The sequence below is a fragment of the Labilithrix sp. genome, assembly GCA_019637155.1.
GTDB lineage: Bacteria > Myxococcota_A > Polyangia > Polyangiales > Polyangiaceae > Labilithrix.
On record JAHBWE010000009.1, the window covers coordinates 225,295 to 239,445 of the forward strand.

General features: G+C 70.7%; 15 protein-coding genes. 7 read left to right on the forward strand and 8 right to left on the reverse strand.

Going from position 1 to position 14,151, the window contains the following annotated elements:
* Position 1: 1 nt before the first annotated feature.
* Positions 2-340, reverse strand: coding sequence for a hypothetical protein (locus KF837_20660; protein MBX3229742.1), 339 nt, complete (start codon positions 338-340; stop codon positions 2-4).
* Positions 341-431: 91 nt separating this feature from the next.
* Between KF837_20660 and KF837_20665 the strand changes: the two genes are divergently transcribed.
* Genes KF837_20665 through KF837_20680 form a run of 4 tightly spaced genes read left to right on the forward strand, consistent with a single transcriptional unit; the run spans position 432 to position 4,037 of the window.
* The gene (locus tag KF837_20665) at positions 432-959 is read left to right on the forward strand and encodes a hypothetical protein (protein ID MBX3229743.1); all 528 of its coding nucleotides are present in this window, start codon (positions 432-434) and stop codon (positions 957-959) included.
* A gap of 46 nt (positions 960-1,005) precedes the next feature.
* Positions 1,006-2,265 carry a hypothetical protein gene (locus tag KF837_20670; GenBank protein ID MBX3229744.1) on the forward strand — a complete coding sequence of 420 codons (1,260 nt, stop codon included), beginning with the start codon at positions 1,006-1,008 and terminating at the stop codon, positions 2,263-2,265.
* The gene (locus tag KF837_20675) at positions 2,262-2,771 is read left to right on the forward strand and encodes a hypothetical protein (protein MBX3229745.1); all 510 of its coding nucleotides are present in this window, start codon (positions 2,262-2,264) and stop codon (positions 2,769-2,771) included. Before KF837_20670 ends, KF837_20675 begins: the two co-directional genes overlap by 4 nt.
* A 9-nt stretch (positions 2,772-2,780) precedes the next feature.
* Positions 2,781-4,037 (forward strand): hypothetical protein, encoded by a 1,257-nt coding sequence (locus tag KF837_20680; protein ID MBX3229746.1) that lies wholly within the window; start codon positions 2,781-2,783, stop codon positions 4,035-4,037.
* Between the two features lie 9 nt (positions 4,038-4,046).
* On the opposite strand, the gene KF837_20685 is transcribed toward KF837_20680, so the two are convergent.
* Positions 4,047-5,282, reverse strand: a complete 1,236-nt coding sequence (locus tag KF837_20685) for an MFS transporter (protein ID MBX3229747.1) — start codon at positions 5,280-5,282, stop codon at positions 4,047-4,049.
* A 54-nt stretch (positions 5,283-5,336) separates the two neighbouring features.
* On the opposite strand from KF837_20685, the gene KF837_20690 reads away from it, so the two are divergent.
* Both KF837_20690 and KF837_20695 read left to right on the forward strand, forming a co-directional pair.
* The gene (locus KF837_20690; protein ID MBX3229748.1) at positions 5,337-5,669 is read left to right on the forward strand and encodes a hypothetical protein; all 333 of its coding nucleotides are present in this window, start codon (positions 5,337-5,339) and stop codon (positions 5,667-5,669) included.
* Between the two features lie 11 nt (positions 5,670-5,680).
* Positions 5,681-6,868, forward strand: coding sequence for a DUF2252 family protein (locus tag KF837_20695; GenBank protein ID MBX3229749.1), 1,188 nt, complete (start codon positions 5,681-5,683; stop codon positions 6,866-6,868).
* Positions 6,869-6,881: 13 nt separating this feature from the next.
* Here the strand turns inward: KF837_20695 and KF837_20700 are convergent, their stop codons facing one another.
* The 3 genes from KF837_20700 to KF837_20710 form a co-directional block, all read right to left on the reverse strand.
* Positions 6,882-7,616, reverse strand: coding sequence for a TlyA family RNA methyltransferase (locus KF837_20700; protein MBX3229750.1), 735 nt, complete (start codon positions 7,614-7,616; stop codon positions 6,882-6,884).
* Positions 7,617-7,830: 214 nt separating this feature from the next.
* Complete coding sequence (locus tag KF837_20705; GenBank protein MBX3229751.1) at positions 7,831-8,694, reverse strand: ABC transporter substrate-binding protein; 864 nt, start codon at positions 8,692-8,694, stop codon at positions 7,831-7,833.
* Positions 8,694-9,068, reverse strand: a complete 375-nt coding sequence (locus KF837_20710; protein ID MBX3229752.1) for a hypothetical protein — start codon at positions 9,066-9,068, stop codon at positions 8,694-8,696. Before KF837_20710 ends, KF837_20705 begins: the two co-directional genes overlap by 1 nt.
* A 26-nt stretch (positions 9,069-9,094) precedes the next feature.
* On the opposite strand from KF837_20710, the gene KF837_20715 reads away from it, so the two are divergent.
* Positions 9,095-9,670, forward strand: a complete 576-nt coding sequence (locus KF837_20715) for a hypothetical protein (GenBank protein ID MBX3229753.1) — start codon at positions 9,095-9,097, stop codon at positions 9,668-9,670.
* On the opposite strand, the gene KF837_20720 is transcribed toward KF837_20715, so the two are convergent.
* The 3 genes from KF837_20720 to KF837_20730 all read right to left on the reverse strand — a co-directional run bounded on the left by KF837_20720 (position 9,667) and on the right by KF837_20730 (position 13,920).
* Entirely contained in the window at positions 9,667-11,055 is a 1,389-nt protein-coding gene (locus KF837_20720) for a sigma-54-dependent Fis family transcriptional regulator (protein MBX3229754.1), read from the reverse strand. The two genes, KF837_20715 and KF837_20720, sit on opposite strands and share 4 nt — an antisense overlap.
* Positions 11,056-11,066: 11 nt before the next feature.
* Positions 11,067-12,512 (reverse strand): HAMP domain-containing histidine kinase, encoded by a 1,446-nt coding sequence (locus KF837_20725; GenBank protein ID MBX3229755.1) that lies wholly within the window; start codon positions 12,510-12,512, stop codon positions 11,067-11,069.
* A gap of 82 nt (positions 12,513-12,594) precedes the next feature.
* Positions 12,595-13,920 (reverse strand): trypsin-like serine protease, encoded by a 1,326-nt coding sequence (locus KF837_20730; GenBank protein MBX3229756.1) that lies wholly within the window; start codon positions 13,918-13,920, stop codon positions 12,595-12,597.
* Between the last annotated feature and the right edge of the window lie 231 nt (positions 13,921-14,151).

Sequence of the window (14,151 nt, forward strand, 5' to 3'; positions counted from 1 at the left end):
ATCACTCGGCGGTGAGCGCGCACTTGCCGTCGACGCATCCCAGCGACTGCGGGAGGCAGGCCTGCGTGCACAGCACGCTGCTCTCCGCGCATTCCTTGACCACGGCGTCGTAGTCGGCCTTGGCCGCGTCACGGCGAACCGCCGCGCTGTCGCAGCAGCTCGCGCAGTCCTTGACCGCGTCGACGATCATGCAGTCGGCGACCGAGGTGCAAGCGGAGTCGTACCTCGTGGGATCGAACGAGCGCGGCGACGACGGTGGCGGCGTGGTGCTCGCGTCGTCGTTGCCGCACGCGCCGACGATCGCGACCAACACGACCAAGCCCCGGATGCAGCGCACCATTCGACGAGCATATCGCACGCGTCGTGGAAAAGGGCGCTCGACCACCTCCGCTCGCAGACGTAGCGCGTCGAGGATCTGATATGCCCGTCGGATGGCGAAGAAGGACACGCTGACCTACGTGGAGACCGAAGGCGGCCCCTTCGTCCTCCTCCCCCTCGAGCTCAAGAAGGCGTGGAAGGGCGCCGGTGACGATGACGACGATGACGACGACGAGAGTGACTACGAACGGGCGGAGGCGTTCGTGTCCACCGTCGGTGTGCTCGACGTCGGCAAGGGCAAGGCGCTCGTCCTGGGGGAGGCGGAGGTGACGGCCTACCGCGCGACCAAGGACGGAGGGGTCTTCATCCAGCGTGTGTTCGGAGACGAGGACGCGGCCGTCATTCGTGCCGTGGACGGAGCGCTGGCGTCGGGAAAGTGGAAAGACGCGAAGCTCGAGCTGCTCGTCGCTAAAAAGGGCAAGCTCGCCCTGTTCGACTCGGCGTGTGCATACGAAGACGCGGACGAAGACGAGATCCTCGAGGTCACGCTCGCCCCCGGCCGGTACGCGATCAAGACGGCTCGCGTCAAGTCGAAGGAGGTCGAGGCGGGCCTCGTTCGGCTCGTCCGGCTGCCGAAGTGACGTCGTTCTCGATTCACCCCCGCGCATGCCGGCGCGATGATGGGCCGTGGCCGCGAAGAAGAAGACGCCGGTGGCGAGCAAGGGCCCATCGCTCTTGAGCGCGATCGACGACGCGCTCAAGACCGGAAAGAACGCCCACTTCAAGGCGGTGTCCGACGCCGCCGAGCGCGCATCGCTGGAGGAGCTCCTCGCCGCGACGACGGCGCTCCTCACGCGCACGTCGTGGCCAGCCGACATCCACGCCCTAGCGGGACAGGAGAAGAACCTCTTCCAGCTGCGTCGCGCGTCGATCCTCGGCTCGACCTTCGCGTCGGCGTTCAAGCGGCGCGGAGGGCCGGCCGCCGACCGCGCGCTCATCGAGCTCGTCGAGAGCCCGGAGGAGATGATCCAGGCCTACGCAGAGGAGGTCGCGATCGGCGGGAATCTGGAGGAGCGCACCGCACCGGCGAGCAAGACGGTCCTCGCTCGTCTCGCGACGCACATGCGGAAGGGCGATCCGCTCTCTGGGGCGGCGGCGGTGGCCGCACACCTGCTCGGCGAGGAGGACGTCGGGCGACGGCTCGCCGCCCTCGACGACGGCAAGGCGGCGTTCGGACACGCGCTGTCGAAGTTCGCCGCCCTGTCCCGCGGGCATGTTCCTCTTACGCCGGCGCTCTGGGATCTCTACCGGAGGCGCTACGGACGAAACATCATCGTGATCGCGGAGGAGCTCGAGGCGCGCGCCCCCGTCGACGTGCTCGTCCACGCCCTCGCGACGACGGACACCTGCGACGCGTCGATCCTCGTCGGCCTGGAGCTGCGCGCCGCCGCGAGCTCGGTGCCGGCCCTGCGCGCGGTGCTGCCCAAGGTGTCGAGGCGGCCCGTCGCGAAGAAGCTCTCGAAGCTCGTGAAGAAGCTCTCGTCCCGCGGCGCCGCGACGACGGCGCCGGTGCCGCCGGTAGCAGGTGTCGTGGCGACCGATGGTGGGCCGATCCTCCTCGGCTCCAAGCGCGCCCTCGCCAAGTGGCGCGGCTCGCTCCCCGACATGCCGCCCGAGGGCGACTACCACGATGCGTACGAGGCGAGATCGTTCGAGGCGATCTCACGGGGCGGCGAAGACGTCCTCGTCCTGCGCTCGAGGGTCGCGGAGCTCCTCGAGCCAGGCGATGGATCCTTCTGGCTCTTGCTCGAAGGCACCCTCGAGGGTCGCGGCCTCGTGCTCCTCGACGCGGCGTACTCCCTCGCCCGCGCGCGCGACGCGAGCAAGCGTCTCCTCGCGTTGCCCACGAAGGGCGGCGACCACGTTCTCTCGAAGGGGGTTGCGTGAAGGGCCGTGACGTCGAGATCGCCGCTCAGGTCCGCGCCGGCTTCGTCGCGTGCACGGTCTACGCGGTGACGATGGTCGCGGCGGGCGCGTGGCTGTGGCTCGCCCCGTCACGCGGCGGCGTCGCGTACGCGCTCGGCGTGCTCTGCCTCGTCGTCACATGCGTGGTCCTCCATGTGTGCGGCAAGCCGATCGCCGCGCGGACGGGCTACGACGGCTCGATGATGTTCTTCATCGTGTGGTTCTTCGCGCTCTTCGGGGTGTTCATGCCGGTCATCGGCTCGGTCCTCTGTCTCGTCGCCGCCGTCTGGCGTCTGAGGGGCAAGGTCGGCGGCGTGACGCTCACCTTCGGCGAGCACGGCGAAGGCGGCAGCAAGCACTACCCCGCGATCCAGCTCCGCGAGCGCGAGGGCGTCCCGTTGGGGCTCACGTACGTCGTCCTGGCGCTCGGTTGGCCGCTCGTCGTGTTCCCGTTGATCCCGAAGGAGCTCTACGCCTCGGCGGGGTGAGCCGTCACGATGAGACCCTTCGCGATCGATCCGAAGTCCGAGGAGCTGTTCCAGCGAGGCTGGCCCGAGCTGCGCACGCTGGTCGACGACCATCCTCACCTGAAGGACCCTGCGAAGTGGAGCCAGAAGGCGTTCCACTCGTACGCCGCGGACATCTATCACGTGGCTTGGCCGCGCGAGGTCGCGCACCGGTTCGTGCGCATCATGGGGATGCCGCGGAAGGAGCTCCCCCTCGCAGAGAGGCTCGCCGCGATCGCCGAACAGGCGAAGGTGGCGGGCCCCGTCACCGAGGCGGAGGCTCGCAGCGTCCTGGCTCGGATCGTTCACCCGGAGTCGAGGCATCCGGAGAACAACGTCAAGAACCTGCTCTTCTTGCTCGAGGCGATGGTCGGCGGCGACGTCGTCTTCGACGCCGCGCTCTCCGTCTACGAGGAGCTGAGCGACGCCCAGCTCGAGCACGACAACCTCCACGATCCGCTCTACGTCGCCGACTGGCTCGGGTTCGTCCTGCGTCGCCTCGATCGGGCGGCGCAGGAGGCAGGGCGCGCCCGCGTCGCGGCCCTGCTCGGCCGCTGGGGGAAGCACTCCGTCTGGAGGGAGCTCACGCGGGTGATCGGCGGCGCCCCCGCCGTCCTCGCGACCAAGTCCCCGCGCGCAGCCGGCATCTGGCTGCACACCCTCCACCACGTCGACGACGCCAAGTTCATCGTCGAGAACGCGCATCGAGACAACGTCGGCTCCTTCGACATCCAGCTCGCCTTCCGTGGGGGCGAGCCGGTCCTCGAGTGGTACGCCAAGCGTCTGCCGAAGCTGCCGAAGGAGCGCCTCGCCGGCTTCGTCGAGGAGCTCGCGCTGGTCGCGTCGCCGAAGGCCGTCGAGATGCTTCGGGTCCTGCACCAGAAGAAGAGCGTGAGCGCGCGCGTCGCCGAGGTCTTGGCGACGCGCGGCGAGGCTCCGCAGCCGTCGGCGCCGGCGAAGACGCTCGGTCCGGAGAAGCGCTTCGACGAGCTGTCCGCGTGGATCCAGAAGGCGCTGAAAGCGGCGCGCGGCGACGCCGCGAAAGAGGAGGCCGCGCTCCTCGCCGCGGTCGATCGCTACGCGGAGATCCGCAGCGACGCCGGCGAACCGCCGGGCGAGTTCGTCGTGCAGTTCTTCATGGTCGACGGCGTGGCGCTCGAGAAGGAACGCCCTGCGCCGCTCACGAAGCTGCGGCCGAAGCCGACCGACGCCGAGTGGGCGCGATGGACCGAGATCTTGCAGCGCTGAACGCGATCGTCATGCTCGCCGCGACGGCTCCGTCGGTTCGCGGTCGAGGCCGAAGGCGAGGAGCATCGCGATGAACATGCCGACCGCGCCGAGGACGTATGGCGAGCGCGGCCCCAGGGTCCCGTACACCCAGCCGCCGAGGCCCGGGCCGAACATGCGCGCGAGGCTCGCCGCGGACTGGTTCGTACCGAGCGTGGCGCCCTGCGCGCTCGGGTCGGCGCGCTTGGAGATGAACGCGCCGGTGCTCGGCTGCGTCATGCCGTTGCCGAGGGCGAGGAGGGCGCCGCCGACGTAGAGGAGCGGCTTGCCCGCCGTCGCCGAGAGCGCGATGACGGCGAACGCCGCCGCCTGGATCCCGGTGCCGACGCGGATGAGCAACGCCTCGCGGAAGCGGCGCGACAGCGGGCGAATGAGGCCGCCCTGGACGCTCGCCGCGACGACGCCGATGAACGCGAGCACGATGCCCGTGTCGAGCGGCTCCATCTGGAAGCTGTCCTTGCTGAAGAAGCGGAACGTCTGGTCGAGGACGGTGAAGGACAGCGTGATCGCGAAGTTCACCGCGACCGCGATCGCGATGCCGGGGCGCGCGAACGCGTCGCGGGCGGCGCCGAAGTCGAGCGGCGAGAGCGAGCGCTTCGTCTCCGCGCGGCGCTCCGGCGGCAGCGACTCCTTCAAGCCGACGAAGGCCCAGCCGAGGTTCACGCACGAGAGCGAGGCCGCGACGAAGCAGGGCACCGCGCCGGTGCGCCCGCCGATCGGGATCGCGGAGAGCGCGCCGCCGATCGCGGGGCCGAGGATGAAGCCGAGGCCGAAGGCCATCCCGATGAGCCCCATCCCCTTCGAGCGCTCCTCCGGCTTCGTCACGTCGGCGATGTACGCGCTCGCGGTGCCGAGGTTCGCGGTCGCGATGCCGCTCGCCGCGCGCGCCGCGAAGAGCCACGCGATGTGCTCCGCGCGGAGGAGCGCGAAGCCGAGGCCGAACATGCCGAGCGCGGTCGCGGTGATGCTCCACAACAGCACCGGTCGCCGGCCGACGCGGTCCGAGACGCGGCCCCACACCGGCACGAACACGAACTGCATCAGCGAGTAGATCGAGGCGAGGAGCGTGCCGGTGAGCTCGCTCGTGCCGAACGTCGAGCGCGACTCCTCCGCGAGGAACGGCAAGACGAGGCTGAACCCGAGGATGTCGAGGAAGACGATCAGGAAGATCGCGCCAAGGCCGGGTGTCTTTTGCGGCGATGACATCGACGGGGAGTCCGGCTTAGCAGGAGTCCGCCGCTTCGAGTAGTCTCGCGCCCCATGCTCTCGCGTCTCGCCGTGGTCCTCGCCGCCCTTGCCTTCGTCGCCGTCGCGTGCGGCGGCTCGGAGGACAAGGGCAAGACTCCCTCCGGCGCGCGGGCGTCGTGCGCGAGCGACTCGGACTGCACGGTCAGCGACTCCTCGGGCTGCTGCAAGTCGTGCCCCGACCAGCCCTTCGGGATGCCGGTGCTCGCGTTCGAGCAGCAGAAGAACAAGTGCGCGGTGGTCGAGTGCGCTGCTTCTTCGGATCGCATCGAGTGTCCCAAGGTCGAGCCCACCGACGCGTTCGTCGCCTACTGCAAGGAAGGCACCTGCGCGGCGCGGAAGAAGTAGCATTCGGAGGCGTGAAGACGGCGCGCGCACTCGTCCTCGGCGCCGTGCTCGCGTGCGGCCCGGCGGCGGTCGCGCCGGCGCCGGGGCCCACGGCTCCGCGTCCCGACACGTTCGCGATCGACGGCGCCGCGCTCCTCGCGAAGGACCCCCACGTCGCGCGCAAGGTCGGGAGGACGCCGTACACGTTCTTCCGCTACCAGAACCGCGCGTTCGCGGAGCGGGTCTGCAATCGATGGGCGAGCACCATCCCGCGCATGCCGCTCGTCCACGTCCACGGAGACGCTCACCTCGAGCAGTACGCCGTCGCGGAGGGCGGTCGCGGTCTCGCCGACTTCGACGCATCAGGCGAAGGTCCGCCTGTCATCGATTTTGCAAGATTCTCCGCATCGCTCGCGCTCGCGCGTCCCTACGACCACGCCGGGACGAAGGCGGCGATCGCGGCGCTCTTCCGCGGCTACTCGCGTGCGCTCATCGACGCGCGTGCGACGATGAACGAGCCGCGCGTCGTCATGCGTCTCCGCGAGCGCTTCGAGCCGACGCGGCTCGAGTGGCTCGATCGCATGACGCTGCTGATCTCGCCCTCCGATCCGGCCGATCACGAGGTCTTCGCTCAGGCGTGGAGGGGCTTCGTGGGTGAGATGTGCTCGCTCGATCCTTCGCTCGACGAGGACTTCTTCACCGTGAAGGCCGGCGGCAAGCTCGAGCTCGGGATCGGGAGCGCCCACGCCGAGAAGTTCCTCGCCCGCATCGAGGGCCCCACCTCCGCGCTGGACGACGACATCCTCCTCGAGGCGAAGGCGCTCGAGCCGGGCGCGCTCGCGAGCTGCATGCGCGGCGTCGATCTCGACGCGACGCGGGTGATCGAGACGCAGCTCCAGATGTCGGCCGCGCCCGAGCGCTTCCTCGGCGCGATGACGATCCGCGGCAAGCCGTACTACACGCACGCGTGGCAGGTCTTCTACAAGGAGCTCTCCGTCGACGACGTCCACACCGCCGCGGAGCTCGCGGAGCTCGCGGAGGACGTCGGCCTCCAGCTCGGCCGCGGCCACGCGAAGTCGAAGGACGCGGCGCGCGTCCCGAAGCTCCGCGCGGAGCTGCTCGAGACCGCGAAGCGCGTCGAGGCCGACGTCGTCGACGAGGCGTTCGAGCTCGCGCACGAAGTCTCGCTCGCGTGGGAGCAATACCGGCTCGCGCTGTGATCCGGTCGCGAGGTCAGAGCTTCCGCGCGTGCACGAAGGCCTCGAGGTTCCCCTTCGGCCCCTCGAGGACGCTGTCGGCGGTGCCGAGGAGCTCGAAGCCCGCCGCTCTCACGTCGGCGGCCGCGTCGTCGATCGCGCGCCGGCGCACCTCCGGATCCTTCACCACGCCGCGCGATCGCGCCGCCTCGTCGCGACCGACCTCGAACTGCGGCTTCACGAGCGCGACGAGCTCGCCGCGCGTCGCCGTGCAGCGCGCGATCGCGGCCGCGAGCTTGCCGAGCCCGATGAAGGAGGCGTCGACGACGACGAGCTCGCACGGCCCCCCGATCGCGTCGGGCGTGAGCGTGCGCGCGTTCGTGCGCTCGAGGTTCTGCACGCGCGGATCGACGCGCAGCGAGTGGGCGAGCTGTCCGTACCCGACGTCGACGGCGGCGACCGACGCCGCGCCGCGCTGGAGGAGGCAGTCGGTGAAGCCCCCCGTCGACGCGCCGAGGTCGAGGCAGCGCTTGCCGCGCGGGTCCACACCGAACGCATCGAGCGCCCCCGCGAGCTTCACTCCGCCACGCGACACGTACGGATGGTCCTCTCCGCGCACGGCGATCGCCGCGTCCTCGGGCAACATCGCCCCCGCCTTGTCGACGCGCACCTCCCCGACGTACACCTTGCCCGCGAGGATGAGCGCCTGCGCCTTCGCCCGCGTCACCACGAGGCCCCGCTGCACGAGCAACTGATCGGCGCGCGTCTTCAAGGGGTCCTCGCGCCTGCGAACCCTGCGACTTGCATCTCCGCGCGGTGCGGGTGGGCGCGCGCCTCGGGGGCTGCCAGCGCTGCGCGGTGCGGCTCCGCGCGGTGGCACTGGTGGACGTGCGCGTCGGGGCCCGTCGGCCCTGCGCGTTGGCGCGGGTGGGCGCGTGCGTCATCGTGGGGCTCCGCGTGGGGCGTGCGTGCGTACGTGGGGATGGTCACTGGGCGGGGAGCTCGGGGTGGATGGCGCGGGCGAGGAGGGCGAGGCCGTCGCCGATGCGGGGGCCGGGGCGGAGGACGGACTCGTCCGCGATCGTGCGGACGCGGCCCTCCTTCACCGCGCGGACCGCGCTCCAGCCGGGCGCGTTCGCGTTCAGCCGCTCGGCTGCGTTCTCCTCCATCATCGCGGCGTTCACGACGACGTCCGGATCGAGGACGAGGACGCGCTCGGCTCCGATCGTGGGGTACGCGCCGCCCTCCTTGATCACGTTCGTGCCGCCCGCCTTCGCGATCATCTCGTCCGCGAAGCTGCCGGGGCCGGCGACGGAGAGCGGCGCGAGGCCGAACACGAGCAGCACCTTCGGCCGCGGTAGCTTCGCGACCGCGGTCACCGTCTCGTCGATGCGCGCGTGCAGCTTCGCGACCGCCGCGCGCGCGCCGTCCATACGCGCGGTCTTCTCGCCGAGGCCGAGGAGCATGTCGTCGATCGCGGCGAGCTTCTCGGTCTCGGGGAAATACGTGACGACGCCGCGCGCCTCGAGCTGCTGCGTGATCGCGTTGCCGGCCGGTCCGCGTGCCCCCACCACGAGGTCGGGACGGAGCCCGAGGATCGCCTCGAGCGACGGATCGACGTAGCCACCGACCTGCGGGAGCTTCGCGACCTCGGGCGGATGGTTGCAATAACGCGAACGCCCGACGAGGAGCGAGCCCGCGCCGATCGCGAAGACCGCCTCCGTCGTCGACGGCGAGAGCGAGACGATCCGCTCCGGCGCCGCCTTCTTCTTCGCCTCCGAGCGCGTGCACCCGAGCGTGGCGATCGCGGCGATCGCGGCGAGCACGAAGACGACGAACGCGCGCGTCATCAGGGCCCTGCGTCGCACGTGGCCGTGCCCGCCGAGAGGCTGCCCGTCGTCTCGACGTACGACACGCAGACCCACTCCCCGCGCGGACAGCGGCACGTCCAATAGGTCGGCCTCGTCGGATACTGCGTGCCGCCGTCGGCGCAGACCTCGTCGCGGGCGCTCGTCGAGAACTCGCACTCCGCGTCCGAGACGCAGGGGCCGCGCGGCGGGCCCTCCGGGCGGACGACATGCCGGTTCGTCTCCTGGCACTGCCGGTCGCGCGCCTGTGGCGTGGCCGGGGCGCGAGCGTCCGCCTCGACCGGCGCCGGCGCGTCGTCCCTCGTCTCTCCGCCGCACGCCGAGAGCAGGAGCGTAGTCACGACGACGTGCCGCACGAGAGGAGAGATATCATGGTCGGTCCTTGCCTGCGCCGTCGCCGATCGATCACTATGCGCTCTTCGACGACGTGGTCGCCGTCGCGAAGAACGCGCACGGCGCGACGGCGGGGTGGCGCGCGATCTGCGTGCGCGCGCAGCGTACGGTCGGCAAGAAGGTCGCGAGTCCGCTCGCCGCGCTCGACCTCGACGAGGAGATCGCGCCGCTCGGCGTCCGCGTTCGTGTCATCGCCGCGCACGCGCCGATCGAGGTCGACACGCTCGTGTTCGGGCTCTTCGACGGCGTCGACGACGACGGGAGCGGCGTCTACACCGGCTTCCACCTCATGGGCACGACCGGGATCGATCACGGCGCGCGCTGGCTCACGAAGACGCCGACGTGGAGGCCGAAGGACCGCTTCCTCTCGTCGCCGTCGCTCGACGCGATCGTGCGCGCCGGGAACGAGACGCGCGGCGAGCCGAAGAAGGCGGTCGCCCACGCGCTCCGCTTCGGCGCCGCCGCGCTCCTCGCGCGCTTCGCGGCGGAAGGGCTGCACCAGCGCATCGTCGTCGCGTTCGACGACGGCGACTTCGCCGAGGTCCGCGCCCCGCTGAAGCTCTAGCGCTGCGGGATCAGCGCGTACTTGTGGAGCTTCTCGATCAGCGCGGGGCGCGAGACGCCGAGGCGGCGCGCGGTCTCGCTCTGGTTCTTGTTCGCGGACTCGAACTCCGCGCTGATGATCGCGCGCTCGAACGACTCGACCCGCGCGCGGAGCGAATGGCCCGGGCCCGGATCGCCCGGCGCGGCGCCGCTCGATGGGACCATCGAGAACGGCGCGTTGGTGGAGCGCGCCTCCTCCGTCAGCGAGCGCCACAGCGCGAGGGTCAGGTTGTCGTCGGCGGTCAGCGCGAGCAGGCGCGCGACCGTGTTCTCGATCTCGCGGACGTTGCCCGGCCAGGTGTGCGCCTTGAACGCGTCGATGAGCGCCGGCTCGATGACGACGCGGTCCATGCCGTAGCGCTCCGAGTACGTCCGCACGAACGCGTGCACGAGCGGCTCGATGTCCTCCGGTCGCTCGCGCAGCGGGGGGACGCGGATCGGCACTACGTTGAGCCGATAGAAGAGGTCCTCGCGGAAGCGGCCCGCCTTCACCTCCGCCGCGAGGTCGCGGTTCGTCGCCGCGACGAGGCGCACGTCGACGTGCTCGGCGCGCCCGCCGACCGGCTGCACGTCCCCCGACTGCAGCGCGCGCAGCACCTTCGCTTGAATGGGCAGCGCGAGCTCGCCGACCTCGTCGATGAAGAGCGTGCCCTTGTCCGCTTGCTGGAAGTAGCCCGTGCGCGCCGAGGTCGCGCCGGTGAACGCGCCCTTCGCGTGGCCGAAGAGCTCCGCCTCCGCGAGCTCGCCCGGGATCGCGGCGGCGTTGAAGCGGACGAGCGCCTTGTCGGCGCGCTTCGAGTGCGCGTGCAGCGCGGCGGCGAGGACGTCCTTGCCGACGCCGCTCTCGCCGGTGAGGAGCACGGTGACGTCCTTCGGCGCGACGCGCGCGACGAGCTCGAGGACGCGCTTCGTCACCGGGCTCGCGGCGACGATCGGACGACCGAGCGACGCTTCCGTGCGGAGGCGCGCGTTCTCGAGGCGCAGCTTCCGCGTGTCGGCGGCGCGCGTCACCGCGAGCGCGATCTCGTCGGGATCGAAGGGCTTCGGGACGTAGTCGAACGCGCCCGCCTTCATCGCCGCGACCGCGACGCGCTCGGAGCCGTGCGCGGTGAGCATCATCACCGGCACGCCCGGATCGAGCACGCGCATGGTGGAGAGCACCTGCATGCCGTCGACCTCGGGCATCGCGAGGTCGGTGATGATCACGTCGGCGCCGCGCGCCTCGAACGCCGCGATCCCGGCCGCGCCGCCGTCGGCCGTCTCCACGTCGTGACCGGCGTCGCCGAGGACCGCCTCGAGCGTGAAGCGCATCGCCGGTTCGTCGTCGATGACCAGGACACGCGCCATGAGTCAGTCCCTCAGGACGGCACTTTTTCCGCGCTCGCGAAGGCCGGCGCGGGGGTGGCCGGATCGGCCGGGGCCGTCGCGGCGTCCACCACCGGCTTCACCGCCGCGGCCGCGTAGCGACACGGGTTCGGGAGCTTCTCCTTGCCGTGCGCGTGCGCCGGGAGCCGCACGATCGCCGAGGTGCCGCGACCGCGCTTGCTCTCGAAGTCGAGCGTGCCGCCGTGCTGCTCGACGATGCCGCGCGCGATCGCGATGCCGAGCCCCGAGCCGCCGTCCTTCGTCGTGAAGTACGGCTTGCGGATGCGCTCGAGCACCTCCGGCGCCATGCCGGTGCCGCGATCGATGACGCGCAGGATCGCCGCGCCGTCGCCGCAGCTCTTCGCGACCTCGATCGTCACGGTGGAGCCCTTCGACGAGGCCTGCATCGCGTTGAGCACGAGGTTGAGGAGCGCCTGGCGGAGCTTCTTCGCGTCGGCGTCGAGCGAGAGCTCGCGCGAGCCACGCACCTCGAGCGCGACACCGGCGTCGTTCGCGCGCGTCTCGAGCAACGTCGAGAGCTCACGCGCGATGTCGTACGGCTTCGTCTCGGCGACGTTGAGCTCGTCGAGGCCGCGCGAGAACGAGAGGAAGCCGTCGACGATCTCCTGAAGACGCTCCGCCTCCGACGCGACGATCGCGAGGCGCTCCTTCATCTTCGCGTCCTCGGCGCTCCGCGCCATGTGCGTCGAGAGCCCCTTGATCGCCGCGAGCGGGTTCTTCACCTCGTGCGCGAGGCGCGCCGCGATGCCCTCGAGCGCGCGCGTGCGGCCTTCGTTCTCGTCGCAGAGCTCTTCGCGGCGCTCCGCGAGCTCGAGGGTGAGGCGCTCGTACGCGCCGGTCACGGTCTTGCCGATGTTGTAGACCGCGATGAGCGACATGACCGCGCTCGCGAACGCGATCGTCACGTACTCGCGCGTCGCGAACGGGCCCGCGCCCCAGAGCGGCTCCGGCAGCATGTAGCTCCGCGCGAACCACGCCATGATCCCGAACACGACGAGGAACTTGCCGACGAAGTGACGGCGGCGGTTCTCGAGCTCGGGGCTCATCGCGACCCCGACCATGAACGGCATCAAGCTGAGCAGGAGCGGGGACGCGAGGCCGCCGGTGTTCCCGATCGCGACGAGGATGCTCGTGCCGCAGAGGAACAACATGAGCTGGTTCCGCCGCCCGTACGTGCGCTCGACCGCGAGGAACCCGAGGATCATCGTGCCCGACGCCGCGATCTGGATCGCGAGGCGGTCGCGCGGGAAGCCGTGGACCGCGAGCAGCGCGATGACGAGCGCGTGGAACGGCGCGACGAGCGCGAGCCGCCACCGCGACGTCATCGTCGCCATGTCGGTGAAGACACGGCGGCGCTCGGCCTCGAACCGCGCCCGGCGACGCGCGGTCTGGACTTCGAGCTCCGAGGTCATCCCCATGGTCCGAGGCCAAAGCATAGCGCGATCCTGCAGGCTTCCCCGCTCGATCCGATGCTCGCCGACCCGGAACGGTTGCGAGACTTCAGCGCTTGCGGCGGCGCATGGCGGCGGCGAGGGCGAGGCCGAGGCCGAGGAGGGCGCCGGACGAGCCGTTCGCGCTCGAACCACTGAACGCACAGCTGGTGGTCGTGATCGTCTGGGTCTGCGGGGCCGCGCCGAGGTCGCCGCCCGCCGTCTCGCCGCCGGAGGTGGACGGGGTGGTCTCGACGGTCTTCTTCGGCGCGCGGAGGCAGAAGCCCCACTGGCAGGAGAAGCCCTTGCCGCAGGTGTCCTCCTCGTCTTCCTCGCACGTCTCGGCGCAGACGCGCACGTCGTCGACCTCGACGCAGACGCCGGACGCGCAGTCCTTGCTCTTCTTGCAGGTGCCGCCGTTCTCGACGTCGCCGCCCGCGGTCGTGTTGCCGCCGCCGGCGTCGGGCTTGCTCTCGTTGTCGTCCGGCGCGTCGATCTGCGCGGTCCAGGCCGGCTCGTCGTAGAGCGTCCAGCTCTGCGAGGCGATCTTGGCGACGTCGAGCACGAAGTCGCGGTGCGCGTCGAAGCGGGTGTAGAGCGAGCCCTCGCAGGCGGTGCCGTCGGCGCTCTCGCCGCCGCGCGAGAGGACGCCGAACGAGACGGGATCTTCCGCCTCGAACGAGGAGGTCTCGAACGCGCTCGAGCCGCTGTCGCCCTGGCAGATGCCGCTGCCGCCGATGAACTCCTTCGTGTCGACGAAGCTCGGGCAGTTCATCGTCGGCGAGCCCGGGACGCAGCGCACGTCGATGCCGGAGAGGATGCGCCGCGTGCCCGCGCCGCCGTTGCCGCCCATGCTCGCGGGCATCGTGCGGCCGTAGCCGATCGCGGTGAACGAGGGCACGAACCTCGTTGCATCATACATCTTGTGCTGCACCCCCGGCGTGATCGGCTTCGCCTCCGTCTCGGGGACGCTCTTCTCGAGCACGATCAGCGCGATGTCGTTCCCGCAGATGTGGGGATCGTTCGGGCGGTAGATGCTCTTCGCCCTGTACCAGCCGGGCGACGTCGACGGGTTGCCGTTGAGGGAGGTGTTCGTCGTGATCCAGAAGCCGGTCTTGTCCGCGCCGAAGGTCGGGTTCTTCGTGCAGTCGATCCGCTGCGGCGACGCGCTGACGCAATGGCGCGCGGTCGCGACGAGGTTCGGGAGGATGAGCGCGCCGGAGCAGATGCCGTTGTTCGAGCGGACGCCGACCGCGAAACGGTGCGTGTTGTCGATCTCGCCGCCCTGGACGTTGGCCGTGGCCGTGCCCAGCTCGTCCTTCGCCGACGAGGAGCAACCGACGATCGCGAGCACCCCACAAAGGACCGTGCTCGCCGTGATCCCAGCCAACCGCATCAATCGCTCCCGTCTCCTGCCGCCATCCCTGGCGAAAGGTGGTGCACTGTAGTCTCATGGATCCGGTCTGCACCCCTCATTCGCGTCTCAATCCCGATGGTTGGGTAACGACGCGATGCGTCAATCCGAAAACGCACGGCTATTTTGGCCCAGCCCCACGACCCGTGGCCTCCTTGGCACCTGCGGAGGCTTCGAATGAGGAATGCGCTCGGTTGTGGAGTAGCTGTGGGG

Excerpts from the sequence above, each read along its gene's own strand:
- KF837_20660 (MBX3229742.1), bottom strand. The coding sequence starts at position 340 with ATGGTGCGCTGCATCCGGGGCTTGGTCGTGTTGGTCGCGATCGTCGGC.
- KF837_20665 (MBX3229743.1), top strand. The coding sequence starts at position 432 with ATGGCGAAGAAGGACACGCTGACCTACGTGGAGACCGAAGGCGGCCCC.
- KF837_20680 (MBX3229746.1), top strand. The coding sequence starts at position 2,781 with ATGAGACCCTTCGCGATCGATCCGAAGTCCGAGGAGCTGTTCCAGCGA.
- KF837_20685 (MBX3229747.1), bottom strand. The coding sequence starts at position 5,282 with ATGTCATCGCCGCAAAAGACACCCGGCCTTGGCGCGATCTTCCTGATC.
- KF837_20690 (MBX3229748.1), top strand. The coding sequence starts at position 5,337 with ATGCTCTCGCGTCTCGCCGTGGTCCTCGCCGCCCTTGCCTTCGTCGCC.
- KF837_20705 (MBX3229751.1), bottom strand. The coding sequence starts at position 8,694 with ATGACGCGCGCGTTCGTCGTCTTCGTGCTCGCCGCGATCGCCGCGATC.
- KF837_20720 (MBX3229754.1), bottom strand. The coding sequence starts at position 11,055 with ATGGCGCGTGTCCTGGTCATCGACGACGAACCGGCGATGCGCTTCACG.
- KF837_20725 (MBX3229755.1), bottom strand. The coding sequence starts at position 12,512 with ATGGGGATGACCTCGGAGCTCGAAGTCCAGACCGCGCGTCGCCGGGCG.
- KF837_20730 (MBX3229756.1), bottom strand. The coding sequence starts at position 13,920 with ATGCGGTTGGCTGGGATCACGGCGAGCACGGTCCTTTGTGGGGTGCTC.